The sequence below is a fragment of the Snodgrassella sp. ESL0324 genome (genome assembly GCF_013344955.1).
In the GTDB taxonomy this organism is placed as follows: Bacteria; Pseudomonadota; Gammaproteobacteria; order Burkholderiales; family Neisseriaceae; genus Snodgrassella; species Snodgrassella alvi.
In genome coordinates this window covers 17,995-40,316 of sequence record NZ_JAAEDS010000015.1, presented here as the reverse complement: position 1 = coordinate 40,316, position 22,322 = coordinate 17,995, and the positions used below count along the sequence as shown (strand labels likewise).

The 22,322-nt window shown below is 39.7% G+C and carries 36 protein-coding genes and 1 pseudogene; 18 read left to right on the top strand and 19 right to left on the bottom strand.

Annotation, left to right across the window (positions count from 1 at the left end):
* Positions 1-19: 19 nt before the first annotated feature.
* The 16 genes from GYY70_RS09905 to GYY70_RS09830 form a co-directional block, all read right to left on the bottom strand.
* The gene (locus GYY70_RS09905; RefSeq protein ID WP_174832252.1) at positions 20-454 is read right to left on the bottom strand and encodes a hypothetical protein; all 435 of its coding nucleotides are present in this window, start codon (positions 452-454) and stop codon (positions 20-22) included.
* A gap of 23 nt (positions 455-477) precedes the next feature.
* Positions 478-933, bottom strand: coding sequence for a hypothetical protein (locus GYY70_RS09900; protein ID WP_084548097.1), 456 nt, complete (start codon positions 931-933; stop codon positions 478-480).
* Positions 934-1,119: 186 nt separating this feature from the next.
* Entirely contained in the window at positions 1,120-1,794 is a 675-nt protein-coding gene (locus GYY70_RS09895; protein ID WP_174832251.1) for a hypothetical protein, read from the bottom strand.
* A 53-nt stretch (positions 1,795-1,847) separates the two neighbouring features.
* Positions 1,848-2,150: a hypothetical protein gene (locus tag GYY70_RS09890; protein WP_174832250.1), complete on the bottom strand. Its 303-nt coding sequence runs from the start codon at positions 2,148-2,150 to the stop codon at positions 1,848-1,850.
* A gap of 159 nt (positions 2,151-2,309) precedes the next feature.
* The gene (locus GYY70_RS09885) at positions 2,310-2,735 is read right to left on the bottom strand and encodes a hypothetical protein (RefSeq protein ID WP_174832249.1); all 426 of its coding nucleotides are present in this window, start codon (positions 2,733-2,735) and stop codon (positions 2,310-2,312) included.
* A 123-nt stretch (positions 2,736-2,858) separates the two neighbouring features.
* Complete coding sequence (locus tag GYY70_RS09880; RefSeq protein ID WP_174832248.1) at positions 2,859-3,326, bottom strand: single-stranded DNA-binding protein; 468 nt, start codon at positions 3,324-3,326, stop codon at positions 2,859-2,861.
* Positions 3,327-3,941, bottom strand: coding sequence for a lambda exonuclease family protein (locus tag GYY70_RS09875; protein ID WP_202984467.1), 615 nt, complete (start codon positions 3,939-3,941; stop codon positions 3,327-3,329).
* On the bottom strand, positions 3,925-4,695 hold the full coding sequence (gene bet, locus GYY70_RS09870) for a phage recombination protein Bet (protein WP_084548102.1): 771 nt from the start codon (positions 4,693-4,695) through the stop codon (positions 3,925-3,927). The genes GYY70_RS09875 and bet overlap by 17 nt, the downstream gene beginning before the upstream one ends.
* Positions 4,696-4,762: 67 nt before the next feature.
* Positions 4,763-5,674, bottom strand: a complete 912-nt coding sequence (locus GYY70_RS09865; protein ID WP_174832246.1) for a recombination-associated protein RdgC — start codon at positions 5,672-5,674, stop codon at positions 4,763-4,765.
* A 67-nt stretch (positions 5,675-5,741) separates the two neighbouring features.
* Entirely contained in the window at positions 5,742-5,972 is a 231-nt protein-coding gene (locus GYY70_RS09860) for a hypothetical protein (protein WP_174832245.1), read from the bottom strand.
* Between the two features lie 37 nt (positions 5,973-6,009).
* The gene (locus tag GYY70_RS09855) at positions 6,010-6,327 is read right to left on the bottom strand and encodes a hypothetical protein (RefSeq protein WP_174832244.1); all 318 of its coding nucleotides are present in this window, start codon (positions 6,325-6,327) and stop codon (positions 6,010-6,012) included.
* Positions 6,328-6,466: 139 nt separating this feature from the next.
* A complete protein-coding gene (locus GYY70_RS09850) occupies positions 6,467-6,703 on the bottom strand; it encodes a hypothetical protein (RefSeq protein ID WP_174832243.1) in 237 nt (78 codons plus the stop codon).
* 45 nt (positions 6,704-6,748) lie between these two features.
* The gene (locus GYY70_RS09845) at positions 6,749-7,099 is read right to left on the bottom strand and encodes a hypothetical protein (protein WP_174832242.1); all 351 of its coding nucleotides are present in this window, start codon (positions 7,097-7,099) and stop codon (positions 6,749-6,751) included.
* Between the two features lie 131 nt (positions 7,100-7,230).
* Positions 7,231-7,452 carry a hypothetical protein gene (locus GYY70_RS09840; protein WP_174832241.1) on the bottom strand — a complete coding sequence of 74 codons (222 nt, stop codon included), beginning with the start codon at positions 7,450-7,452 and terminating at the stop codon, positions 7,231-7,233.
* A gap of 478 nt (positions 7,453-7,930) precedes the next feature.
* Positions 7,931-8,668 (bottom strand): helix-turn-helix transcriptional regulator, encoded by a 738-nt coding sequence (locus GYY70_RS12240; protein ID WP_174832240.1) that lies wholly within the window; start codon positions 8,666-8,668, stop codon positions 7,931-7,933.
* 110 nt (positions 8,669-8,778) lie between these two features.
* The gene (locus tag GYY70_RS09830) at positions 8,779-9,513 is read right to left on the bottom strand and encodes a S24 family peptidase (RefSeq protein WP_174832239.1); all 735 of its coding nucleotides are present in this window, start codon (positions 9,511-9,513) and stop codon (positions 8,779-8,781) included.
* 162 nt (positions 9,514-9,675) lie between these two features.
* Here GYY70_RS09830 and GYY70_RS09825 point away from each other — a divergent pair, with 162 nt between their 5' ends.
* The 12 genes from GYY70_RS09825 to GYY70_RS09770 all read left to right on the top strand — a co-directional run bounded on the left by GYY70_RS09825 (position 9,676) and on the right by GYY70_RS09770 (position 14,688).
* Positions 9,676-9,897 carry a YdaS family helix-turn-helix protein gene (locus GYY70_RS09825; RefSeq protein WP_174832238.1) on the top strand — a complete coding sequence of 74 codons (222 nt, stop codon included), beginning with the start codon at positions 9,676-9,678 and terminating at the stop codon, positions 9,895-9,897.
* A 12-nt stretch (positions 9,898-9,909) separates the two neighbouring features.
* A complete protein-coding gene (locus GYY70_RS09820) occupies positions 9,910-10,119 on the top strand; it encodes a helix-turn-helix domain-containing protein (RefSeq protein WP_174832237.1) in 210 nt (69 codons plus the stop codon).
* 23 nt (positions 10,120-10,142) lie between these two features.
* Positions 10,143-10,991, top strand: a complete 849-nt coding sequence (locus GYY70_RS09815; protein ID WP_174832236.1) for a helix-turn-helix domain-containing protein — start codon at positions 10,143-10,145, stop codon at positions 10,989-10,991.
* Complete coding sequence (locus tag GYY70_RS09810; RefSeq protein ID WP_174832235.1) at positions 10,991-11,632, top strand: hypothetical protein; 642 nt, start codon at positions 10,991-10,993, stop codon at positions 11,630-11,632. The genes GYY70_RS09815 and GYY70_RS09810 overlap by 1 nt, the downstream gene beginning before the upstream one ends.
* Positions 11,633-11,646: 14 nt before the next feature.
* On the top strand, positions 11,647-11,907 hold the full coding sequence (locus GYY70_RS09805) for a hypothetical protein (RefSeq protein ID WP_174832234.1): 261 nt from the start codon (positions 11,647-11,649) through the stop codon (positions 11,905-11,907).
* Positions 11,900-12,250 (top strand): hypothetical protein, encoded by a 351-nt coding sequence (locus GYY70_RS09800; RefSeq protein WP_174832233.1) that lies wholly within the window; start codon positions 11,900-11,902, stop codon positions 12,248-12,250. Before GYY70_RS09805 ends, GYY70_RS09800 begins: the two co-directional genes overlap by 8 nt.
* Positions 12,180-12,527, top strand: a complete 348-nt coding sequence (locus GYY70_RS09795) for a DUF1064 domain-containing protein (RefSeq protein WP_174832232.1) — start codon at positions 12,180-12,182, stop codon at positions 12,525-12,527. The genes GYY70_RS09800 and GYY70_RS09795 overlap by 71 nt, the downstream gene beginning before the upstream one ends.
* Before the next feature lie 2 nt (positions 12,528-12,529).
* Complete coding sequence (locus GYY70_RS09790) at positions 12,530-13,129, top strand: DUF1367 family protein (protein ID WP_174832231.1); 600 nt, start codon at positions 12,530-12,532, stop codon at positions 13,127-13,129.
* 2 nt (positions 13,130-13,131) lie between these two features.
* Positions 13,132-13,425 carry a DUF1364 domain-containing protein gene (locus GYY70_RS09785; protein ID WP_174832230.1) on the top strand — a complete coding sequence of 98 codons (294 nt, stop codon included), beginning with the start codon at positions 13,132-13,134 and terminating at the stop codon, positions 13,423-13,425.
* 9 nt (positions 13,426-13,434) lie between these two features.
* Positions 13,435-13,713 (top strand): hypothetical protein, encoded by a 279-nt coding sequence (locus GYY70_RS09780; RefSeq protein ID WP_174832229.1) that lies wholly within the window; start codon positions 13,435-13,437, stop codon positions 13,711-13,713.
* 18 nt (positions 13,714-13,731) lie between these two features.
* Complete coding sequence (locus GYY70_RS09775) at positions 13,732-14,256, top strand: hypothetical protein (protein WP_174832228.1); 525 nt, start codon at positions 13,732-13,734, stop codon at positions 14,254-14,256.
* 150 nt (positions 14,257-14,406) lie between these two features.
* A complete protein-coding gene (locus GYY70_RS09770; RefSeq protein ID WP_174832227.1) occupies positions 14,407-14,688 on the top strand; it encodes a hypothetical protein in 282 nt (93 codons plus the stop codon).
* A gap of 59 nt (positions 14,689-14,747) precedes the next feature.
* Here GYY70_RS09770 and GYY70_RS09765 read toward each other — a convergent pair whose 3' ends face one another.
* From GYY70_RS09765 to GYY70_RS12360, 3 genes and pseudogenes are all read right to left on the bottom strand, one after another.
* Entirely contained in the window at positions 14,748-14,996 is a 249-nt protein-coding gene (locus GYY70_RS09765; RefSeq protein ID WP_174832226.1) for a helix-turn-helix domain-containing protein, read from the bottom strand.
* Positions 14,993-15,418, bottom strand: coding sequence for a type II toxin-antitoxin system HicB family antitoxin (locus tag GYY70_RS09760; protein WP_174832225.1), 426 nt, complete (start codon positions 15,416-15,418; stop codon positions 14,993-14,995). Before GYY70_RS09760 ends, GYY70_RS09765 begins: the two co-directional genes overlap by 4 nt.
* 97 nt (positions 15,419-15,515) lie before the next feature.
* Positions 15,516-15,631 (bottom strand): annotated as a pseudogene (locus GYY70_RS12360) (type II toxin-antitoxin system HicA family toxin); the annotation flags it as partial.
* Between the two features lie 463 nt (positions 15,632-16,094).
* Here GYY70_RS12360 and GYY70_RS09750 point away from each other — a divergent pair.
* The 6 genes from GYY70_RS09750 (at position 16,095) to GYY70_RS09725 (ending at position 22,320) form a co-directional block, all read left to right on the top strand.
* Positions 16,095-16,940: a hypothetical protein gene (locus GYY70_RS09750; protein WP_174832224.1), complete on the top strand. Its 846-nt coding sequence runs from the start codon at positions 16,095-16,097 to the stop codon at positions 16,938-16,940.
* 76 nt (positions 16,941-17,016) lie between these two features.
* Positions 17,017-17,565: a terminase small subunit gene (locus GYY70_RS09745; RefSeq protein ID WP_202984466.1), complete on the top strand. Its 549-nt coding sequence runs from the start codon at positions 17,017-17,019 to the stop codon at positions 17,563-17,565.
* Positions 17,558-18,901: a PBSX family phage terminase large subunit gene (locus tag GYY70_RS09740; RefSeq protein WP_174832223.1), complete on the top strand. Its 1,344-nt coding sequence runs from the start codon at positions 17,558-17,560 to the stop codon at positions 18,899-18,901. The genes GYY70_RS09745 and GYY70_RS09740 overlap by 8 nt, the downstream gene beginning before the upstream one ends.
* Positions 18,898-20,451 carry a DUF1073 domain-containing protein gene (locus GYY70_RS09735; RefSeq protein ID WP_174832222.1) on the top strand — a complete coding sequence of 518 codons (1,554 nt, stop codon included), beginning with the start codon at positions 18,898-18,900 and terminating at the stop codon, positions 20,449-20,451. The genes GYY70_RS09740 and GYY70_RS09735 overlap by 4 nt, the downstream gene beginning before the upstream one ends.
* The gene (locus GYY70_RS09730) at positions 20,402-21,205 is read left to right on the top strand and encodes a phage minor head protein (protein WP_174832221.1); all 804 of its coding nucleotides are present in this window, start codon (positions 20,402-20,404) and stop codon (positions 21,203-21,205) included. The genes GYY70_RS09735 and GYY70_RS09730 overlap by 50 nt, the downstream gene beginning before the upstream one ends.
* Positions 21,202-22,320 carry a DUF2213 domain-containing protein gene (locus GYY70_RS09725; RefSeq protein ID WP_174832220.1) on the top strand — a complete coding sequence of 373 codons (1,119 nt, stop codon included), beginning with the start codon at positions 21,202-21,204 and terminating at the stop codon, positions 22,318-22,320. Before GYY70_RS09730 ends, GYY70_RS09725 begins: the two co-directional genes overlap by 4 nt.
* Positions 22,321-22,322: the final 2 nt, after the last annotated feature.

Sequence of the window (22,322 nt, the reverse complement as noted above, 5' to 3'; positions counted from 1 at the left end):
CCGCTTTTAGCGGCTTGGTTCATAGATATTTTGTATATTGTTCTCTGGTTAAGGTTATTACTTCGATAAATTTTCCTACCCTATAATAACCGGTCGTATCAATTTTCTGATCTAAGAAATCGTTAATTAGTTTTCTTAATTCTTGGATTTCTTCATCTGTTAAATCAAACAATTCAGCATCTTTAAAATCAGGGCTTAACATCTCATCAGATTGATCTAGTAAATCCGTTATCGCATCTTCATCAAAAGCGTTGCATTCGCTTGGCTTGAACAAGTCCCCCCGTTCACAAACTGCAATTTTTACTTCTGATGGTGAATCTTTTTCTGAAAAAGGCATTGCAGATAATGCATCAGCTATTGTGTTGTAATAGGTATTTTCATATACATCTTTTTCATCCCTACGACAAACACCATACATATATTTATCTTGGTTATCTAGATAATCGTTATTCATAGTAATCTCCATTAAAAAAGCCGCTATTCAGCGACTAGGGTTTTTTGACTGCTTTTAAGTACTTGGTTAAGCCATTCTCTTAAACGCTCACTAATTCTTTTAGTTTCATTAAAGTAATCTATATCTTCCGGCAGTATGGCTATTGGAGTATGTACAGTACGTCCATTTATGAGCAAATTGTCGTTGTTGTGGTTTTTAGCTATTAAATCTAAGACTTTTTGTAATACTTCCATTGCTTCTGGGGTTATGCGCTCTGTATAGTAATTCTCTTCATCAATGTAACCCTCTTCATATAAATACCTGTCCGCCTCATCAATAATATCCGTCGCTGAGAGAGGGAATTTTGTAAATCCATCGAATTCAACAGCCTCAAGAATATTCCCAGCTTCTGAATCAAATACATAATCGTATAATGTGTCATAAGTATAATTGGTATTTTTTGTTCTGAATAAGATAACAGTTTGTCTATTTGTTTCCATTGTTTACTCCATGTTATAGATATAAAAAAATCCGGAAGTGGTCCGGTATATTTTAGATTTAATATATTGATTAATATAAATATTTATATGTTTCAAGCTAGAAAAAGGCGGAATTCCGGTCCCGCACTAATTTACATGTTTTCTTCCTTTTCGTTAGAATTAACTAGCCAGCGGTTAGCTGGCTAGTTATTGTTTGTCTGGTTCAGGTTTTTTCGTCGTATCTGGTATTGGCGGGTTAATTAATTGCCTCATTGCTGTACTTGCCTGTATAGCTTCATATATATCAGGGTATAAAAGCCTATAATTTAATAAATGTTCAAATTCTTTAGTGTAAACAATAGATTTATATCCATATTTCGATGTAACATCAGCCAAGTATACAGTGGTGCCATCCTGTGGTGCTTTAGTAAGAGGTTTAAAACGCTTTCTTGCTGCCTCTCTCCTTAGAATTTGTATTATGCTTTTAGAAGCTTTGACTGCTAAATCTTCGGTTACAAATACAAGATGATTTTTAAATAGTTGTCTATGCGGATTCCAAGATGAATCATATTTAATAAGGCTCACAAACTCGGGACTAAGAAGGTCACTAACCCAGACGTATTCGCCATCTTTTGGCTCCTCTGTTATAAAATTAAATTCCTCTTTATTTGAATAAAGATGATTAATAATTAACTGGTTAACCCGTTGTACTTCTCTTATTTCAGAAAATACAACATTCAGAGATGCATCTCTGAGATTTTCTGGGGAGTTAAGCCATGTAATTTCATCGTAACCAAGCTTATTGGTTAAATCTAAACGATAATAGGCTTGACCAACAAGGTAAGATGACCGTAAACATATATATTCAAGTTCAGTATCCATTTTAATTCTCCAATAAAAAAGCTACTATTTAGTAGCTAGTTTCAATTTAATAGTTAATCATCATAAGGTTTGTAAACGTCTGCTTTTTCCTGAGCCTTTTTAACTCTGATAGGTTGTGAATGAAACTCATGCGGAATGCGCTTCCATCTTGAAAAACGCCAAGCTACTTCATAATATAAATCTTCACCTACTTCTAAAATAGAGGCAGTAATAGTGTGATAGGTATAATTTTCATTAATTTCCCGCTTACTAACTTCCTTAAAATTTTCAAGTAAAAAGATAATTTCTGATCTCGTTAATTCTTCCTCATTAATTAATTTCTCTGCAATTCGCTCTTTTTCATTATCAATATCCATCTATGAATCCTTCAAAAATAAAAGCCAGCTAGGTGCTGGCTATGTCTTATCCGTATTGTTTAAAACGGAATATCGTCATCGATATCATCTACAGGAGCAGTAGCTGAATCATCCATAACAATAGTAACTAAATTACTGTTTTTATTTGTAAATATTTTTTTATTTACTATTTATTTTTATTAAAATATATCTATCTTCATAAGTTTTAATTTCAAAAATACCCAAATCTCGTGGTTCTGTATTGGTTATACTTCCACCCCGACACAAACCCGCTTGCCCGGATTCTTTAATTTGTAATTGTATATGTGTTTCATCAATTTTTTTAAAGGTACCGCTCGAATGATAAAAACAATCGTTACCACATTCAGAAGTGGTCGTTGAATAGAAAGTACCATCAGGATTAAGATATAAAATTGGAACAAAAGAACCCTCTATTTTATCTTTAATTATCATATATGAATCATCTTGATCATTTATAACGGTACTAATTCCCCGAGAGCCATCGCCATATTCCCAAAAATTACTTATTTCACTTTGTGCGAAACAGGTAATTGGAAGCAATAATAAAAAAAGGATTTTTTTCATAATAATAAAATTTATATATTTATAATATTACAATCACATTGCTTGGAGTATACAAAAACCCTTTAAATATTTTAGTATTTAAAGGGTTTAATCTTTTTGATTTTGATCAACTTATTTTTTTAATCAAAACGGAATATCGTCATCAATATCATCTATTGGCGCGGTTGTTGATTCATGTTGAGGTGGTTGCCGGCGTGGTGCCGCTGGTGGTGGGTTCGATGTAGGCGGTGCAGCGTTATTATTGCCAGAATCGAAACCATCATTACGATTGCCCAGCATTCTCATTTCATTGCCGATAATATTGTATGCAGTGCGTTCGATACCATCGTTACCGGTATATTTACGGCTCTGAATTTTGCCCTCAATAAACACTTGGCTACCTTTTCTCAGGTACTGGTTAGCTACTTCTCCCAGTTTGCCGTACAGGGATACGTTATGCCATTCAGCACGTGTCTGTCGTTCTCCATTACGGTCACGCCACTGTTCATCAGTAGCTAGCGAGAAATTCGTTATAGCGTCGCCATTGGGCATATATCGTGTTTCAGGGTCGCGCCCAAGGCGACCAACCAGAATTACCTTGTTAACTGACATTTATGCCTCCATAACAATATCCAGCTCAGCAATTTGTTCATCAAGTTCATGCAAAAATTTTTGAACTTCTTCTTCAATTTCCTTAATTCGTTCATCATCACGATAGATGCGCACCATCTGAAAAGATAAATGTTCCTTAAGTCTGTCATCATATGAAACAAAATCACACCATTTCCGGCCTGTACAAGCCATTTGCCAGAACATTTGTAATAAATATTCAGGTTTGGGTTTTTTGGTACGTAAAAATTCCAAATGTGTTGCAGTGTTAGGACATTTGATTTCAATAAGCCCGTCTTCTCCGACTAAACCATCAGGTGAAGCACCGGACATATTGATAGTAGGGTGATTAATAAATCCTGTTTCCTCAACTAGCTCACCAGTTTCCAGCATATATCTTGCACGTGCTTTTGGCTCAATGTCGTTACCTCTTTGCATAGCTGCAGTTTTAAAGCTCTCTTCTCTGTTACCTGTTAGGCGTTCGCATATTAATTGAGCCATATAGTTTTTACGTGTAGCACTGTAACCGGATTTGGTTTTACTTAGAACATCATAAATCCGACTGGCTGTTACTTTACCAAGGCGGGCTTCAAACCATTCATCAGTTCGTTGTTCCATCATTAACCTCCACTGCATCCGCCTCAATTGTTTGATCAGCAATTTCTTTTGCGATATTTGAAAGACGAAGCATTTCATCGCTGCCTATGATATTTCGCGATGCTTTATCTAATGATTTAAAATGATTACGGAGTAAATCGATATCACCTTTTTGTGCAATAATTTCAGCCTCTTTAATCAATTTATCCCGATCCGGATTATCTATATCGCCCCTGAATGGGTTTAGCTCATCAGGTTTAACACCTTCTTTGGCATCCTTGATTCTTTCTGCTTCGTCTTCATCATAAATACCGGCAAAGCCGAAAGCCAAACGTGCTGCCTGAATCATCGCTTTATGCCGTAACATTCTTTTTGGGTGTGATTTCCAAGGCTGCGTATTGCGTTTACACTCGTCCATGAATTCTGTGACAGAAACAGGGTGTGTACGATCTTTGCGGTAAATGCGGCATGTACAGCTTTCTGTATCTTGTTCAAAATCCATCCCGTCAAATTGTGGATTAGCATTAATAATACGAGCCCATCCATCTACACCCACAACCGGAGTAATGCCACCGTTACTGGGGAATGCATAGATTTCAGAAGTCCATGGATTTAATTTATATTGATTAGCGACAATCAATAATGCAGCCATTTGTTCATCAGTTACTGCGCCTTTAAAGGCTGTTTTTTTCAATGTTTCAATCAAGCCTTGTCCGTCTGCTAAATCAAGTGATTTAGCTAAATTATTTGCTAATGCAACTAATTGTGTACTCATTTTAAAGCTCCATAAATTAAAGCCCATTAATAAATAGGCTTTAGGACTGGTTAAAATTTCTGATAATTTATTCTGGGATTAAGCCACCTAAATGATCGATTAATTCTGTAATTAGCTCGCTTAATGCCTCTGCCATCAATATTTGTGAAGCAAACGTGAGGCTTTCTATATCATCTCCCTGTGATGCTGCCTCTTCTTGTATTACATCCAGAAACTGAATGCGTTTTAGAGTGAAATTCTGTGTGAGAACAAAACGTACTCGATCCCGCCAACTTAAACCTAGCTGAGTAACAATTTTGCCGCTTCTGAGTAAATGGTTAATTTCTTCAACGGTTAAATCATGACGGCTAATCCTAACCACCGGCGCAGCATCACCGAATCCCATAAGTTCACAATCACAGTCCAGCTCAAAATGTCCTGCCGCGCTACCTCGTAATAACCATTCGGTTATCAGATTGCCAGGAGATTGCTGAGTGCGTGGCTGCTTCGCCTCCAGTCCGCCTAGTGCCTCACGTAATTTCGTGAGCAGTATTTCAGCGCGAACACTACTGGCCTGATTAATCAGTAAAAATCCATACTTAGCATCGATAATAGCTTCAGTTTTACTGCTTTTGGTAAAAGCGCGCGGCAACAAATCATCGGTGATAGTTTCTTTCAGTTCTATCTTCTCCTTACGCCCGACATTCCGTCCCTCAGTTTCACGAATCTCATTAATTTTTTCGTCAAGAATATCCCGCACCACAGCTGCCGGTAATACTTTTTCTTCTTTTTTTAACGCAATGCGCCATGTATTCTGTGCTGGAAACACTATATTTGAGCCAAACGGTACAGGATTGGAGAAACCAACACTATCCCAATCCAATCCCATGCATGGCACAAAAGCGACTTCTTGTAATTTTTCTGCCAGTATTGCTAAATCCGGCATTTTGTCTTTGTTTAGAATATACAAACTTAACTGTTTAAAATATGGATTATTCATATTGTTTTCTCGCAATAATAAAGCCAGCTTTTAGCTGGGCAGGAATATCAACGACCATTACCTAAAATTATTTAAGCTCTGCATCACCTTTCATGCGCTCGCTATCACTCATGCGCGCATATGCATCAGCTATCCGTTTTACTTCCAGATCTGCCTGGTACTCTTTCTGCTGCATCTGTCTGGCTGTATAACTGCGTTGCATCTCTAATTGCTCCTTATCAGACAAAGCAGGGGACACTGAAAGAGAAGCAGACATTAAAAAAACTGCAATAAATGCAGTTATAGAATTTTTAATCATGTACAACTCCCTCGTTGTTGCTGTTACATGGTTTAATTTATTGAGTAGGGATACCTTTAAATCGGAAGTATTTCATTTTTGGTTTGTCTGTTTTTTCATTGATAATGACTTGGCCTTTTTCGTTTTTCACTCTGTCTAATTTAGCAATGTATAAACACCTGACCTCTGGGTCCGATTTTGCTAATTCAATAAACTCTAAACACTGTTCTTCAGATGAAAACTCTGGAGATATCTTATACGCCCCAGTATCTTTCTTAAACGCCCGCATTGCAGTTTCATCTGATATTTTGTATTTGCAACATCTATACTTTCTGGTTCTTTCTTTTTGTAATGATTTTCCATATACAGCAAACATATATCACCTCTATAGCTAATAAAAAAACCAGCTAATGCTGGCATGTCTACTAATCCACACAAGCACACTTGTTTAAATGTGCTTGGATTGATTAGCCTAAGTTCAAAATTAAAACCGTACAAAGTTTTCAAATTTATACTTATATTTCCCAGTAAAGGACTTGCTTAGGATAAATTTGCCCGTTGTACTTTATTGCTAATGTTGATAGTTTCGTTTTAGTTCCGTCATCGCATTCTAATTCTGTTTCTGGGTTAAGCTCTTCCAAGCATGAACAATCATTATCTTTAAGATATTTTTCTAGGTAGTAGAAATAACCGATAAAAATTTCACCGTTACTAAGCTTATAAAATTTAATATCTGTATTAGCTTTATCCATTTTTATTCTCCAATAAAAAAACCAGCGTTTTGGCTGGCTTTTGATTTAATTAGCATGCGTTAAAACATAATCAGTTACTATTTTTTCTGCTTCTAATGACAGATTGCTTAATAGTTCTCTTACTGTCATATCTTTATGGCAGCCCAATACAAGTGCCTTAACTATTTCATTTGTAAGCTTGTCCGCTTCATCAGAATATTTTGTGCTATACAATTCACCAAAAGCTTCCGCTGCAATATCTATCAGTTTATCGTCTTCAAGCTTTTCCAGTATTTCTTGTTTCTTTTCTTCGGCTTCGTCGCTTGCTCTTTGCAAGGCTTCTTCATACTGCATCATTTTTCGGTATCCGACAGGTTCTGGGTTGGTGATATTTCCATTACTGTAAGCTTGTAACATTTTTCTTACTCCTTTGATTTTTATAAGCTCAAAAACTAAAACGCACTCAATTTACTAATTGAATGCGCTGCGATTTTTGGGCTTTACTGGATTGCTTAGTGTGATTTTGTATTATTGATAATGGTATTGTCTTAGCCTGTGATTTTAATATCGACCTGTTCCCATTCTTCACGATTGTTACAAGATAACTCAGTAAAGTAAGCTTTACCTTGTTCTATTGCATAATCCGGACCACAATCAATAACTATTCCATGTTGTTCAGAAAAGAAAATAACAACAACTCCAGTTAGGCGGCCTTTGCGACCAACCGGATATTTAATTTGTTCCTCAGACCACTCAGTAACTTCCAACATAACCAACTCCTTTCAAATATATCTAAGTGATAGCAGTGTTTAAAATGACTGCTACGAGTTTAAAAACTAAAGCGCACTTACTATTGATAAATGCGCTACGATTTTTAAACTCATTAAAAGATCAATAAACAATACATTTTGCTATCAACTTATGAAGCGTGGCGACCTAGCCTGTATTTCCTTTTGCTTCCTTTCCCCAGTTCTTTTTCATACTGAGGTCATCGGTGTCTGTGTTTGTTCAATGGTTTAATTATACCTAAGGTTAATAAAAGTGCAATAGAAAATAGTCTAAAGGTTTAAATTTTTACATTGATTTTGTACCAGATTTGCTACTATTTAAGAAAATACTGTGGTTAATTTTTCACAAATTAAGTTTTATTTAATTGATTTCTATGATTAATTTAACTTATGGATTAATTTTAGGTATATAAAAAAAAGTGCAACCTTTTTGGATGCACTTTTTTGAGAAAGAGATATTTTAGAAGCGGCGCAATGACCAAACCCTTTTTACTTTAGCTAATACTTGTAAATTTGCTTTATCTTTAACTGCTATTTTTTGATTCGAGTATTTATCATTATCATTGATAATATGTATTTCGTCGAAAACCATTTGTAATCTTCTTATCCTGATATTTGATGAACCTGATAACAGATATACGCCATCATTTATAAATTCTTTTATTGAAGTATCTACAAATAAAACATCGCTTTCATTCAGTGTAGGAAACATGTTATCGCCAAAAACCGTAACAAGAGCAATATCATCTAGTTTCAAACCAAGATGTGTAACTGCCCAATTTCGGTTTATGTCTACGAGTTTAATGCTCTGGTTATTGATATCCGAGGATTTACTAAGTAAGTGCTTTTCAGTATCTAGTAACCGAAATTGTACGGACTCTGCTGCACTATGCTCTTGCTTGACCTGATAAGCAGGTGTTTTGGTGAGTCCTGATTGAATTGAATATTTAATAAACTCACCTTCCTTTACCGGCTGATCAAACCACCCGCACTCCAAACCTAGCAATTGTTCAATTTGTCTGATTGCCTTTGTTACCTGATGCCAGGATATCTTATTTTCGTCACCTGTTTTTAAACTATTAATCCAGTCTTGTATTAAAACAGCATGTGAATTAATAACCTCTGCCAACTTAGTTTGCCCGTATCTTTGCACCAGCATTTCCAGCCGCTCTGCATATGTTTCCTGTATTGTTTTCACTGAATTGCTTTCTTGATCATGTCAGAGAGCGGAGTATAAAAACTAATATGGTGAAAATACGTATACAATAAGTTTATTTTCGAGGTGATACAAAAATTAATAACAGTTAACTAAATAAATGCAGACCACCAAAAAATACGGCCAATTATACTGATATCTTCCAAGTTAACTTCTTCATCAGGATAAGCGTTAGTGTTATAACTTTGGAGTAAAACACTGTTACTGGATTTTTTTCTTAAAATTCTAATTTTCAAAAGTCCATTATGATTTATAGCGTACAGCATATCATCGCGAAGGATTTTATCCTCGCAATTTATGCCAACAGTCGCACCATTAGGAATTGCAGGCTCCATGCTGTTGCCATCTGCTAAAATACAAATAGCATAAGACGGATTAATATTATTTTTGCTAAGTACAAGACGCGAAAACCGCAATTTTTGATTGTTGTAATTCTGAATATCTTCTGCAAAGCCATTATTAGCTTTAAGTCGAATATCAGTATAAAAGGGTAATTCAACTTCATTTTTATTTAACAGGATAGTTGCATCAGCTGATTCAATTAATCCGATAGACGACTGAATATTATCTATATTGTTTGAATCACCTGCATTTTTAATTTGCGTTTCTTGGTCATTGATTTTTGTTATAGGAATATCAAACCAGCCAATACCAAGTTCAAGTGTTCTCTCAATATTTAACGCCAATGCATCTCCAATTGGCTTGCGTTCTTTTACTAGAGCATTTACTTGAGCATTTGATCTATTTATTGCTTGTGCAAATTTAGTCTGGCTCCCCCCAAAATCCCTTTCAATTAAATATAAAAGTCGTTTAGTTCTATTATCCATTGGTAATCCATTTAATCCAAAGAGTAAATTATACATTGTTTACCATTGATAAACATCTATAAGTTTATTTTTCTTTTATTTAAACCTTTAGTTTACTTTGTTTAAAAAATTCATTATTATTTTAATCTATAGTATATTTATATTAGACTATGAGGTATATAAATGGAACTTAAAGCCTATCTTTCCAAAGAACGTGGACGAAGTAGCAAGATGGCGAGAGCTTTAAATATAAGCCCTGGATTTATAGCGATGATAGCAAACGGGAAAAAGGCTGTTCCTCCTAAACAGGCTGTAATCATTGAGAAATACACCAGCGGACAAGTAACAAGAAAAGATTTGCGCCCGTTAGATTACGCCAAGTTCTGGCCTGAATTGGCTGATTAAAAAGGATTAATAATGGATTCCCAATCAGAACAAATCCTGAAATACCTACAGGCAGGAAACGCTTTAACGCCCTTAGAAGCCATGCGCAAATTCAATTGCCTGAGACTGGGTGCGCGTATCTACGATTTACGACAGAAAGGCTATGTCATTAATTCATTAATCATAAAAGATGACATATCAGGGAAACGATACGCACGTTATTCACTGGTTAGCTTAAATTAAGGTGAAATATGAGTATTAAATTAATGTCCAAGGCATGGGAACTGGATTTATCGCAAGGTGAAAAACTGGTTTTATTAGCCTTGTGCGACCATGCGAATGATGATGGCGTTTGCTATCCAAGCCAGGCATTTCTGGCAAGCAAATGCAGCATGAGTTACCGCTCTGTAATTAATCAAATTAAGCGGCTTGAAAGCTGCGGTATTTTAACGTCTGAACGCAGGCAAAAATCTGGTAGCAGACAGAGTAACTCATACACAATCAATTTGAATAATTATAAAAGCCAATGTGAAAATTCTGCACATGCAGAATCTGCACATGCAAATTTTGCACATGCAAATTCTGCACCTGCCAATGTGCAAAATACGACAGAGTTATGTGCAAATTCTGCACATTCCTTTAAAGAAGAACCATCAATTAACCATCAATTAGAACCATCAGATATTAGTGACGGGGTTACACCCGCGTCACAGGCAGAGTTGCCGCAAAAGAAAACAGCGCAGAAAAAATCGCAAGCTAACCCTGATAATGTTGTTTGTTGGGAATCATACGCAAGAGCCTATCGCAATCGGTACGGGGTGCTACCAGCCGCTAATCAAAAAACCCGTGGGCAGGTCGCAATGCTGGTTAGGTACGTTGGCAAAGAGGTTGCGCCATCGCTGGCTGAATATTTTCTATCGCACAACGGGAGCTGGTTTGTGCAATGCCGGCATGAATTTGGATGTTTACTCAAATCCTATCAGCAGGTGTTGACGGACATGCAGAGGGGTGAGCAGATGACGCAAATCAAGGCTAGGCAAACTGAGAGCACGCAAAGCAATTATGAGGCTGCCAGGAGCGCGCTAGCCAAACTGCGAGCAAAAGGGGTGGCGTAATGAATGATGAAAAAATCATGCAGGCAATTGCCGTGACCGCCGAACTAACTGGCACGCAATTATCTGATAACGCTATGCTTGTGATGGCTGAAGACCTGCTGGCTTATCCGCTGGATAAAGTTTTAATCGCACTAGAACGCTGTCGACGAGAGCTAAAAGGCAGATTAACACTGGCAGCAATACTGGATCGCGTAGACGAAGGCTGGCAATCCGCAGAAGAAGCATTTAACACCTTGGTTGCAGGCTGGGAAAACGAACACCTGTCTATCCTAACAACTCACACAGCTATGCATGCAGCAGAAAGCGCATCAGCATTATTCAACATAGGGGACAAATACCGTGCAGGGCTTGCGTTCAAAACCGCATATGAGCGCATCGTCAGTGAGAAGAAAGCAAAAGGTATACAGCCAGACTGGTACGTTAGCGCAGGGCTTGATAAAGAACAGTTAGCACAACTGGTCACAGAAGCGGCGGCAACAGGGAAAATTACAAACGATTATGCCTTGGCTTTACTGCCGGCAGGCGAAGAGCGCATGAATATTGAAGCCGGAAATCTTCTAACCGATAAACAAAAAGAAGAGGGCAAAGCCCGGTTAGGAAATCTGCTTAATTTAATAACGCAAAAATGCGCGCTGAATTAACAGGAGATCACATCGTGTCTGAAAATACCTGTATAGCTTGCCGTCACTGGATACTGAGAGAAAAAAATAACAAAGGCGAATATGTCCCCCACGAAATGGCGGCACTCGGATTTGGCATTTGTGCTCATGATGAAAAATGGCACTATTTCCCCGGTCGCAGAGAATGTGCAAACAACAAATTTGAGCCTATAGCCGAAGACCTGAGAATAAAGCGCGAAGAGTGGGAAGCCCGAAATAATAAGCGGAGTAAGTATGTCAGGAGGCAGCATGGATAAGCAGCCGGATGATTATGTTGAATCCCCTTATGAACAATATCACGCATGCAGAGCCTTATGGGGAATGGTCATTATTCAGGCATTGCAGGATGCTACTGAAGCTATAGGCGATTCCAGAGATCTGGATAGGGCAGTCAGGCTGGAAATGGGTTATTTCAGGAGTAGAGGTTTTCAAGAAGTCTGTGCCCTCGCGGAAATCGATATAAGCTTGAAATACATAGAAGCAGAGATACGTAAATTAAGAAACTGGAAAAATAAATACTGGAGAAAAGATGTCAAAAAATTTTTACGCACTTGGAAGATTAAAAACCGGACAAAAAAACAAAACAGAGCAGGCATATGAGCTGGAAGTATTAAAACCAGCTATGCAGGACGGATCATTAAGCTGGTACCGGTTTGAAGGCGTAAAACTCAGGCTGGCAGATAACACCTTTTACACGCCGGATTATTGCGTTATGCGCAGTGACGGCACTATGGAAATACACGAAGTAAAAGGCTTCTGGCAGGATGATGCAAGGGTAAAAATTAAAGTAGCCGCTGATATGTACCCGCTTAAATTTATTGCGGTAAAACGCCAAGCCAAGAAGAACGGCGGAGGCTGGAGCATTGAGGAATTTTAATCATGGAATTAGTAGCAGTTAAGGCAGTTGATAACAGCTTGCGGCCAGTTACAGCAATTGATGCCGATAGTCTCAAAAAAGTTAAGGTTGGCCAAGCGGTAAAGATACAAGTAACAAGACAAAAAGACCGGAGCCTGCCTCATCACCGTTTATTCTTTGGCGGCTTACTGCCTTTGGCTTTTGATTACTGGCAACCGGCAGGCGGAGTTATCAGCCCTAAAGAACGGGATGTGGTGCTGTGGATAACTAAGAGGCTGGATAAGTTTGCCGGTAATAAAGGCATTATTGTTAAAGCCGCAGAGGAAGCACTTAACTTACTGGCTAAAAAGCGCGCTGAAAAACTACCTGTTATAGACAAAGACATTAATTCATTTCGTCGCTGGCTAACTATTGAAGCCGGATATTTTAATATTTGCGTAACACCGGCTGGTGTGGTGAAAGAGCCTAAATCAATCAGTTTTGCCAGTATGGATCAGGACCAGTTTAACGCCTTTTATAAAGCCTGTTTCACTGTTTGCTGGAACATGATTTTATGCAACCGCTTCTCCAGTAAAGATGAAGCACAGCAGGCTATTGATCAGCTTTTATCTTTAGGGAATTAATCATGAGCAAAATCACCCGATCAGCACAAGGGCAGCAATGTCAGGTGCGCATGCCTGGTATTTGTAACGGCAATCCTGAAACAGTGGTTTTCGCTCATTACAGGTTGGCAGGCAGTTGCGGTACCGGAATTAAACCCAGTGATCTATTAGGCGCATACGCATGCAGTGCCTGCCATGATGAGGCAGATAGAAGAACAACGATACTGGATGTAGAAACTGCGCACCTGTATCACGCAGAGGGCGTACTAAGGACGCAACTGCTATTGAATGCAAATAATCTGATACAAATGAACTGAGGTAGAAAAATGGAATTTAAAAGAGTTGACTTTACGCACACCGGCTGGTTTTTGTTTTGCCCTATATACATCAATCCAAATTTTGAAAATTCGGAAATACACCATAGATATTACCTTTCATGGCTGCTGGATATTGCTATCGTAATATTTAACAGCCTGATCGTACCTCTGTATGCATTAAAGGCTCAGTATTCAAAGCAGCCTGTATGGGTTAATCCTATATGCGGAATAAAAGAATTAAAAAAGCCAGTAACGTTTTTCGTAGAGAAAGATGCAGATGCAAGTTAAGCCGGCCATGGAGAAAACATGTATACATCAATAGATCACATGCTGTGTGAAGTGTTTTTCATAAAAAATACGCTAATCATGGGTAAAAGTAATTCAGCACGCATTGAGGAATGGATTAAATCCAGAGGCGTAGTTGACAGAAGTAAATCAGGGCTAAGCCAGCATGATATGCATGCAAACAGCTCTATGCTGTTAACCCGTGTAGAACGTATTTTAAATGATATTGAATGGACGCTGATTAATGCAGAATACGGCTATAACCTGTCCGGCATTATTGATTTAACAAACTACGTATTAGCCAGAGATTCATATATTCAGCCGTTAGAGTGCGATACCTTGCTGGAATACCTTTTTACTAAAAATAAAACCTATATACAGCTACAGGATAAATTCGACTGGGGAGCGCAGAGGCTGAACAGGAAGTTATCCCATGTTAAAACCATCATTAACAAGCTGCATTGTGACTGTATAGATAAGCTGGAAGTCGGAATGAGTGATATTTTAGTTAAATTAGGTAAAAATTTGGAATATTCAAGCTTTTAGCATTGAAAAAGCGGGAGTGAAAATTTATAATTATGCTATGGTTCGGATAAGACGTTAGATAAAGATATATAAACCTTATTCGCGCGATTCAGTATCCATATTAACCAGCCAAAAGGCTGGTTTTTTATTGCCTAAATGAAAGAGGGTAATATGCCTGTACTAAGAACACCGCCGCCTAGAATTATATATAACTATAATATCGACGCGCGCGTTAATGATGCTGGTATAGTTGAACACATAGATATTGAAGTGAATGTCGGTGATAAATTGATAGCCTCATATAGTGAAGAGAGAGGCGAAGGGCATAAAGAAATTAAAATGAATTTTAATGATTCACATTCACTTGATACGATGGTTGGCAAAGTTAAATCAATGCTTAAGATGTGCGAGTTTAATAAACTGCCAACGCAAGATGGTTATGACGATAATTAGTAAGTTTGCGAGATTTAATCTAAATGATAAACCAGCCCGAAAGGCTGGTTTTGTTATGTTCAGCAATCCAGTTGTTCAGGATTAATCCCTAGTGCAGTAGCCAGTTTATTTCTTGTGGTTTTGCGTGGGTTGTTTGATGTTTCTAGCTGAGAGTATGCCGCCTGAGATATTCCTAACTTTCTGGCGCACTCTTCCTGAGTAAGCTGTAAGTATTCACGCCATGCACGGGCTGGCGTAAAGCCATTATCAAAAATAAGGCTTACGACTTCGCTGGGAATAGCATTTTGAAGATTTATGCCGGATATCATTTAGCTATGCCGGTATTTTGATTAGCACTATTAATTCTCTCAAGTGCGGCTTTGGCAAGAAAGTTAGAACGTGTATCGTGGGTTTGTGATACGTAGGTATCAACCTTGTTCAAAAGGTATTTAGGCCAGCTAACATTAAATCGTTCTGGTTTAAGGGTTAGGTGATCAATATTCACCTCGATACCAAACCATTGTGCACCTGCATACTCAGGGGTATCAATGAGAGTGGCAAGGTCGGGCTGATTTGTTTCAGGTTCTATGCCATCTTCAAGTAAACCCTCGATATGAAATAAGATGGCTTGTTTAGATTCTTCAATAGCCTTTTCTAAAGTATCACCATATGAAAAGCAGCCGGGTAAAGAGGGCACTGTTACACCGTAACCGGTGTTTTCATCTTTGTGTATAGCAATGTAGAGAAACATATGCACCTTTCTGAGTTAATAGCAGTCGGTGTTATTTAAGACCGGCTTGTTTAAATATATTTTTTACTGTCCCGAGTGGTAAATCCTTTTTAGGGTGGGGACGGTAACACGACCTGATTTTTCCGGATGTTTGAATTGATGATGGCTGCCTCTAACGGCTACCTCATACCACCCATCATCAAGCAGTCTTTTAATAACCTTTGAGCTATGCATAATCCCCTCTCTAATCAGTGTGTATTATTACACACTAAGAAGAAAAGATAAAGAAAATGTGTATTTGTGTGTATAGAGTATTAATAAGGGAATTGTTATGCTAGATTTTTATGATGATAATTAATTATGAGGATGCTATAAGCCCACGTTAAATATTTTAATAAATAGTTATTGCATCTAGTTAAATTTGACTGTATATTTAGATCCATCAGTTTAAAGTAGTGCTTCTAATTATCGACATTACCATAATGTTGAGTGTTTAAAATTTACCACGCCGGTATGCATCGCCGCGCCGGTAAAATATGAAACAGATTACTACAAACTAATAAACCAGCTAAAAAAGCTGGTTTTTTTGTTGGGTTAAGTAGCAAATTACTTATATTACATATGATATTTATTTATAGCGGGTTGGCTAGTAGCTAATCCGCTTTTTTGTTGCCTTTAATTGGAATAAACGGTAATTATGGTTAGCAGTTCAGTAACAAAGATATTCAAACAGTCACCGTTGCCCTTTACTGGGCAGAAAAGATATTTTATTAAGTCATTTTGTGAGGTATTAAATGACAATATTCAAGGATTAGGTGATGAGTGGACAATAGTCGATGTGTTTGGTGGCTCAGGCCTATTGTCACACCATGCAAAGAGGTTAAAACCACATGCAAGAGTGATATATAACGACTTTGATAATTATGCGCAGCGGTTAAAACATATTGATGATATAAACAGATTAAGGCAACAACTGGCTGAGGTTTTAAAAGGAATTCCAAGGAAAAACAAAATAGATCCAAAAACGCATGCATTGATTATTGAAACAATTAAAAATTTTGATGGATTTATTGATGTTGATTGTGTTTGGGCTTGGCTATTGTTTTCCGGAAATCAAGCAGAAAGTTTGAATCAAATTTACACACAACCTGTTTTATATAACAGGCTACGTAAAAGTGATTATCCGGATGCAAAGGATTATTTAACGGGTGTTGAAGTAGTATCAAAGTCATTTGATGAACTGTTACCCGAATATGTCAACAATGAAAAAACATTATTGGTACTCGACCCGCCGTATTTGTTTTCTGAACAAATAAGCTACCGTAAGAGTAAGGATTTTGGATTGGTTAGCTTTATAAAACTAATGGAATTAATACGCCCGCCATTTATTATGTTCTCAAACTATCGCAGTGAAATATTAGATTATTTTGATTATCAGATTAAACGTAATGACGAACGATTTTTAAACTATAAATATACATCAATTTCAGCACCGTTAAACAATGTTGGTTTTTACAGAGACAATATGATTTATAAGTTTTAACCCGCTGGTGTATGCATATTAACCGGCAAAAAGAGACAAGCCTACGCGCGCGTGGGCTTTTTTATTGGAGATTGCCATGGTGGATACCAACAACTCCGCCATGAGCGGATTAACAGAAAAACAGCAGCGTTTTATAGAAGAGTACCTAATAGATTTTAATGCCACACAGGCTGCAATCAGGGCAGGATACAGTGCCAGAACGGCGAGTGCAGTAGGGCATGAAAACCTCAGAAAACCTGACATTGTAAAGGCACTGAACGAAGCAAAGCAGAAACGCTGCATGCGTACACAGATTAATGCTGATTATGTTCTGCAGCGTCTGGTTGAGATTGACCAGATGGATGTGGCGGACATTCTTAATGCTGATGGCTCGGTATTGCCGGTTAAGGAATGGCCGGAAGTGTGGAGAAAGACATTAAGCGGCTTTGATGTGCTTACCATGATGGATAAAGAAGATGGCCAGAGTATTCTCAAAAAGATTAAATGGCCGGACAAGGTGAAGAATCTTGAATTACTGGGCAAGCATGTAACTGTACAGGCGTTTAATGAAAAGACCTCTGTATCAGGTGAGTTAAAAATAGAAACGCGCCCGATCAGTGCGATATTTGAGCAGGCAGATGATTAGTAAACACTTTGCCAGATTTGCCAGACCAGCACGTTACAAGGTTGCGTATGGTGGTCGCGGGTCGGGTAAGTCGTGGATGTTTGCAGAGCTGGCAATTGAAATAGCCAGACGTACAAAGACGACTATCCCGTGTGTACGTGAATTACAGCTATCAATTGCTGATTCAGTACACAAGCTACTCTCAAATACTATTTCCCGCCTTGGCTATGATGATGAATTTGAAGTACAGAAATCAACCATTATCCATAGAGGCACAGGTACAAACTTTATCTTTTTCGGGATTAAGAATGACCCGGGAAAGATTAAATCACTTGAGGGTGCCGGCGTATGCTGGATAGAAGAGGCGGAGAGTATCACTCAGGAGATGTGGGACACCCTGATTCCTACAATCCGGACGCCGGGCAGTGAGATATGGGTTTCTTACAATCCGAAGAATATGCTGGACGATACGCACCAGCGTTTTGTAATCCGTCCTCCGGATAATGCAATTGTTATTAAAGCCAACTATTACGATAACCCGAACTTCCCCGAAGTGCTGCGAATAGAAATGGAAGCATGCAAGAAACGGGATTATGAGCTGTACCGGCATATCTGGCTTGGTGAGCCGGTGGCAGATAGTGAGCTGGCTATTATTAAACCGGCATGGATTGAGGCGGCAACAAATGCGCATACCCGTCTGGATTTAACCGCAGCAGGAAAACGTATTTTAGGGTTTGATGTGGCAGACGAGGGCGAGGACGCTAACGCAACAGTTGGCCGGCATGGCTCGATTGTGTTCTGTATGGATGAATGGCGCGGGCAGGATGTCATCTATTCCGCTGATAAAGTCTATCAGGACGCAATGGAGGCCAATATTGATAAGGTTATATTCGACAGTATTGGCGTCGGTGCCGGCGTCAAGGCTCAGTTTGCGCGTAAAAAAGGCCGCATTCAGACAGTGGGATTTAATGCCGGTGGCAAGGTTTATAAGCCTGAATCGCCGTATATGCCGGCTAAAAAGAACAAAGATATGTTTGCCAATATCAAAGCGCAGGCATGGTGGCATGTGCGTGACCGGTTTTACAAAACGTGGCGTGCAGTTGAGAAAGGCGATAACTACTCTGCGGATGAGCTGATCAGTCTGGACGGAAGTATCAGGGATATTGAATATCTCAAGGCTGAATTAAGCCGGCCGCAGGTAGCGTATGACGATAACGGGCGGGTACGGGTAGAAAGTAAAAAGGATATGAAAAAACGGGGCATTCCGTCACCTAACCGTGCTGATGCCTTAATCATGGCTTTTGCTCCGGTATCCGCTGGTTTAAATATCAATCCTAACAGTCTGAATAATTTATGATGAAATTCTGGAAACGCAACAAACTGAGAGAGTGTGAGCTGGCTGCGCAGGAAGAGGCTAACCGGCTTAAAAAGCTTGAGCTGGAAGCCAGGCATAAGCAAAGTATAGCCAATGAGCGGGCAATTGCCTTTATGCAAGAAATGCAATCAGCGAATACTCCACCACAAGGCTACCAAATGCCTGATATTCCTGCCGGTGTGGTACCGAAAGGCAGAAAGCCGGCTATTGCTCAGGACAGTCTCACCGCTTCATATGCTTTTGATATTAACGCGCCTCACTTTTACCCTTGCTTTATCGGGTATCAGGCACTGGCCAGCATGTCCCAGTCTACGGATTACCGCTGCGTTTATGAAGCCACAGCGCAGGAAATGACCCGCACATGGGGCGAAGTCAAAGTCGCCAGTGACAGCAACGATAAAGACTACCGCGACAAAATCAAAAGCATTGAAGCGCGTATGGAAGCACTGAATATTCGTGAGCTGATGCGCCGCCATATTGAAAATGAAATGATTTTCGGGCGTTCGCAAATATTCATTAACATCAAAGGGCATGAAAACCAAAAAGACATACCGCTACTGATTGATAAGGCGGTACTGGGTAAAGGCTGCCTTAAAGGGCTTAAACTGATTGAGCCGATCTGGACAACGCCAAGCTTTTACAACGCCAGTGATGCAACTGCTGCGGATTTCTTTAAGCCGTCAAAATGGTTTGTTATGGGCGAAGAGGTGCATGCAGACCGTTTGCTAACACTGGTTATGCGTCCGGTGACGGATATGCTTAAACCAGCCTATAACTTCAGTGGTATATCCATGCTGCAGCTTATGCAGCCGTATGTGGAAAGGTGGCAGCGCACAGTCGACAGCGTGTCTGAGCTGATTCATTCGTTTTCACTCACCGGCATTAAAACCGATATGAGCAATATTCTGGCCGGCGGTGATGATGGTGTTACTCAGTTATTGCTGCGCTCCAAACTGTTTTCGCAATTACGCGGCAATCAGAATCTGATGCTGCTGGATAACGATAATGAAGAGTTTTTCCAATTCAACACACCGCTATCCACGCTGGATAACCTGCTGCAGAAATCACAGGAACAAATGGCCGCACCAAGCCGTACGCCGCTGGTTAAATTGCTGGGGATTACACCAAGCGGATTAAATGCCAGCAGTGATGGTGAGATTCAGGTTTATCATGAGTACATCTCCGGTATGCAGGAAGCGCATTTGCTGCCGCAGCTTACTGCCATTATCAAACTGATTCAGCTTGATCTGTTCGGGGAAATAGACCCGCAGATTGTGTTTGTGTTTAAACCGCTGGAGCAGTTGAATAAAGAACAGGAAGCCAACACCGATAAAGTTAAGGCAGAAAGAGACAATGCACTGATTAGCGCCGGTGTGCTTTCTCAGGAAGAAGTACGCGCGCGTCTGGCTAAAGATGAAAGCGGCGATTACTCAGGTATTGATGTGGAAGACGTACCGGAACAGCCGCAGTGGGATTTTAATCATGGCAATAATCAGGAAGAAGCCGGCGACACTGCCGGCACTATGGCCTAATGCCGGCATAGAAAACAGCTACCGCAAAGCACTTATTAAACTGCTTAATCAGATTTCCGATGAAGTGAATCAGGTGCTGGTGACAGAATTTCGCAAACGTGCCGCTCAGGAAAAGGCTCAGATGGCTATGGACGGAATAGTCGACTGGGTTGCCCACATAGTTGATTACCTGGCGTCTGAATGGTCAGACAATCTGGACAGGCTGGCGCCGGAAATTGCTGAGGCATTCGTCAGTAAAACCGTAACCAACTACGAAAGCCTGTTAAAAACACACATGCGCAAAGCTGGCTTTACTGTCCGGTTTCAGATAACACCATATCAGCGTGAAGCATTACAAGCGACAATTGAAACTAATGTCGGGGAGATTAAATCCATTGCTTCACAGTATCTGGAGCGGGTACAGAAGCAGGTATGGCAGTGTGTTACCAGCGGTTACGACCTTTCAGGACTGGCGACAGAACTTGAAAAAAATTATGACATCAGTAAACGCCGTGCTGAACTGATTGCAAGAGATCAGGGGGCAAAGGCGCATGCGGTCATTGAATGCGCCAAACGGCAGGAGCTGGGTATTACCAAGGCAATCTGGTTGCATTCACACCGCAGCAAAAAGCCACGGCAATCACATTTACAGGCAAACGGTAAAGTATTTGAGGTGAGCAAAGGAATGTATCTGGACGGTGAATGGGTACAGCCGGGCATGCTGATTAATTGCCGCTGCGGCAGTAAAAGCATTATAGACGGGATAGGACAATGACCGAAAAAACTCTGGCCATGGATAAATCCATGCGTTCTTATGATGGTAACGGACATTTACTGGTTGAACGAACAATTATCAGTAAGGCTGCCGTTAATCCGTATTTCGGGCGGGAAATACCGGATTACGAAAGGCTGCAACTGCAACCGGACAAAATCTATTACCTGCTACGTGACAAGGGAGAGCTTGAAAAAGCTCTCCTTTCTTTTAACGGGGTGCAATTGCTGCTCAGGCATACGCCGGTCAGCGCAGAAGAGCCGCATAACGATATTACGGTAGGAACAGTAATTAACCCGCAGCTAGAGGGTAACGATGTTTATGCCAGCTTGCGTATTTTTGACAAAGAAGCCATTGCACTGATTGAAAACGAAAAGCTGAACGAACTGTCTGCCGGATATGCCTACACCGCAGATATGACTTCGGGCGAATTTGAGGGACAGAAATATGACGGAATTATGAGGAATATCCACGGCAATCATGTGGCTATGGTTGAACGCGGACGGATAGGAAGAGATGCAGTTATTGCAGATGGTTTACCAATCGGACTTATGGAGAATTCAATGAAGCTGAAACAAGGTGCAATTGAGGCTGTAGCAGAAGTGCTAAAGCCTCTTATGGGCATGGATGGCGATATTACGCCGGATGTCGTCGAGGGAGTGATTAAAACGGTTGCAGACAATATGCTGGTACCCGCTGCCAGTGACACAGAAGAGCCGGCAAAAGAAGCGGAAGACGAAGATGAAACAGAAAAAACCGCTGAAGATGAGGAATCTGATAACAAGGAAGAAAAGGCAGAAGACGAAGAACCGGACGATAAAGAAAAATCCAAGCCGGCTATGGATGCCGATTCAATCCGTGCCGCAGCAGTAAAGGATGTTACTGAGCTTTTTGAAGCACGCGAACGGGTTAAGAAGCTGGTTGGTGTGGTGGCTATGGACAGTGCTGAGGCGGTTTATAAATATGCCTTACAGCAAAAAGGCATAAATATTAATGGCGTGCACCCTAGCGCATACAAGGCAATGGTTGGAATGCTGATTACGGAGACACCCAAACCCACTGTGGCGATGGATAGCATGTTGGCACCTGCGGATAAGCTTACAGAACGTTTTAAATAAAG

Excerpts from the sequence above, each read along its gene's own strand:
- GYY70_RS09780 (WP_174832229.1), top strand. The coding sequence starts at position 13,435 with ATGGAATTTAAAAGAGTTGACTTTACGCACACCGGCTGGTTTTTGTTT.
- GYY70_RS09745 (WP_202984466.1), top strand. The coding sequence starts at position 17,017 with ATGGTGGATACCAACAACTCCGCCATGAGCGGATTAACAGAAAAACAG.
- GYY70_RS09900 (WP_084548097.1), bottom strand. The coding sequence starts at position 933 with ATGGAAACAAATAGACAAACTGTTATCTTATTCAGAACAAAAAATACC.
- GYY70_RS09795 (WP_174832232.1), top strand. The coding sequence starts at position 12,180 with ATGTCAAAAAATTTTTACGCACTTGGAAGATTAAAAACCGGACAAAAA.
- GYY70_RS09830 (WP_174832239.1), bottom strand. The coding sequence starts at position 9,513 with ATGGATAATAGAACTAAACGACTTTTATATTTAATTGAAAGGGATTTT.
- GYY70_RS09765 (WP_174832226.1), bottom strand. The coding sequence starts at position 14,996 with ATGATATCCGGCATAAATCTTCAAAATGCTATTCCCAGCGAAGTCGTA.
- GYY70_RS09750 (WP_174832224.1), top strand. The coding sequence starts at position 16,095 with ATGGTTAGCAGTTCAGTAACAAAGATATTCAAACAGTCACCGTTGCCC.
- GYY70_RS09770 (WP_174832227.1), top strand. The coding sequence starts at position 14,407 with ATGCCTGTACTAAGAACACCGCCGCCTAGAATTATATATAACTATAAT.
- GYY70_RS09850 (WP_174832243.1), bottom strand. The coding sequence starts at position 6,703 with ATGGATAAAGCTAATACAGATATTAAATTTTATAAGCTTAGTAACGGT.
- GYY70_RS09875 (WP_202984467.1), bottom strand. The coding sequence starts at position 3,941 with ATGGAACAACGAACTGATGAATGGTTTGAAGCCCGCCTTGGTAAAGTA.
- GYY70_RS09905 (WP_174832252.1), bottom strand. The coding sequence starts at position 454 with ATGAATAACGATTATCTAGATAACCAAGATAAATATATGTATGGTGTT.
- GYY70_RS09840 (WP_174832241.1), bottom strand. The coding sequence starts at position 7,452 with ATGTTGGAAGTTACTGAGTGGTCTGAGGAACAAATTAAATATCCGGTT.
- bet (WP_084548102.1), bottom strand. The coding sequence starts at position 4,695 with ATGAGTACACAATTAGTTGCATTAGCAAATAATTTAGCTAAATCACTT.
- GYY70_RS09815 (WP_174832236.1), top strand. The coding sequence starts at position 10,143 with ATGTCCAAGGCATGGGAACTGGATTTATCGCAAGGTGAAAAACTGGTT.
- GYY70_RS09825 (WP_174832238.1), top strand. The coding sequence starts at position 9,676 with ATGGAACTTAAAGCCTATCTTTCCAAAGAACGTGGACGAAGTAGCAAG.
- GYY70_RS09735 (WP_174832222.1), top strand. The coding sequence starts at position 18,898 with ATGATGAAATTCTGGAAACGCAACAAACTGAGAGAGTGTGAGCTGGCT.
- GYY70_RS09880 (WP_174832248.1), bottom strand. The coding sequence starts at position 3,326 with ATGTCAGTTAACAAGGTAATTCTGGTTGGTCGCCTTGGGCGCGACCCT.
- GYY70_RS09860 (WP_174832245.1), bottom strand. The coding sequence starts at position 5,972 with ATGATTAAAAATTCTATAACTGCATTTATTGCAGTTTTTTTAATGTCT.
- GYY70_RS09810 (WP_174832235.1), top strand. The coding sequence starts at position 10,991 with ATGAATGATGAAAAAATCATGCAGGCAATTGCCGTGACCGCCGAACTA.
- GYY70_RS09785 (WP_174832230.1), top strand. The coding sequence starts at position 13,132 with ATGAGCAAAATCACCCGATCAGCACAAGGGCAGCAATGTCAGGTGCGC.
- GYY70_RS09775 (WP_174832228.1), top strand. The coding sequence starts at position 13,732 with ATGTATACATCAATAGATCACATGCTGTGTGAAGTGTTTTTCATAAAA.
- GYY70_RS09725 (WP_174832220.1), top strand. The coding sequence starts at position 21,202 with ATGACCGAAAAAACTCTGGCCATGGATAAATCCATGCGTTCTTATGAT.
- GYY70_RS09800 (WP_174832233.1), top strand. The coding sequence starts at position 11,900 with ATGGATAAGCAGCCGGATGATTATGTTGAATCCCCTTATGAACAATAT.
- GYY70_RS09890 (WP_174832250.1), bottom strand. The coding sequence starts at position 2,150 with ATGGATATTGATAATGAAAAAGAGCGAATTGCAGAGAAATTAATTAAT.
- GYY70_RS09855 (WP_174832244.1), bottom strand. The coding sequence starts at position 6,327 with ATGTTTGCTGTATATGGAAAATCATTACAAAAAGAAAGAACCAGAAAG.
- GYY70_RS09895 (WP_174832251.1), bottom strand. The coding sequence starts at position 1,794 with ATGGATACTGAACTTGAATATATATGTTTACGGTCATCTTACCTTGTT.
- GYY70_RS09730 (WP_174832221.1), top strand. The coding sequence starts at position 20,402 with ATGGCAATAATCAGGAAGAAGCCGGCGACACTGCCGGCACTATGGCCT.
- GYY70_RS09865 (WP_174832246.1), bottom strand. The coding sequence starts at position 5,674 with ATGAATAATCCATATTTTAAACAGTTAAGTTTGTATATTCTAAACAAA.
- GYY70_RS09790 (WP_174832231.1), top strand. The coding sequence starts at position 12,530 with ATGGAATTAGTAGCAGTTAAGGCAGTTGATAACAGCTTGCGGCCAGTT.
- GYY70_RS09740 (WP_174832223.1), top strand. The coding sequence starts at position 17,558 with ATGATTAGTAAACACTTTGCCAGATTTGCCAGACCAGCACGTTACAAG.
- GYY70_RS09845 (WP_174832242.1), bottom strand. The coding sequence starts at position 7,099 with ATGTTACAAGCTTACAGTAATGGAAATATCACCAACCCAGAACCTGTC.
- GYY70_RS09820 (WP_174832237.1), top strand. The coding sequence starts at position 9,910 with ATGGATTCCCAATCAGAACAAATCCTGAAATACCTACAGGCAGGAAAC.
- GYY70_RS09885 (WP_174832249.1), bottom strand. The coding sequence starts at position 2,735 with ATGAAAAAAATCCTTTTTTTATTATTGCTTCCAATTACCTGTTTCGCA.
- GYY70_RS09760 (WP_174832225.1), bottom strand. The coding sequence starts at position 15,418 with ATGTTTCTCTACATTGCTATACACAAAGATGAAAACACCGGTTACGGT.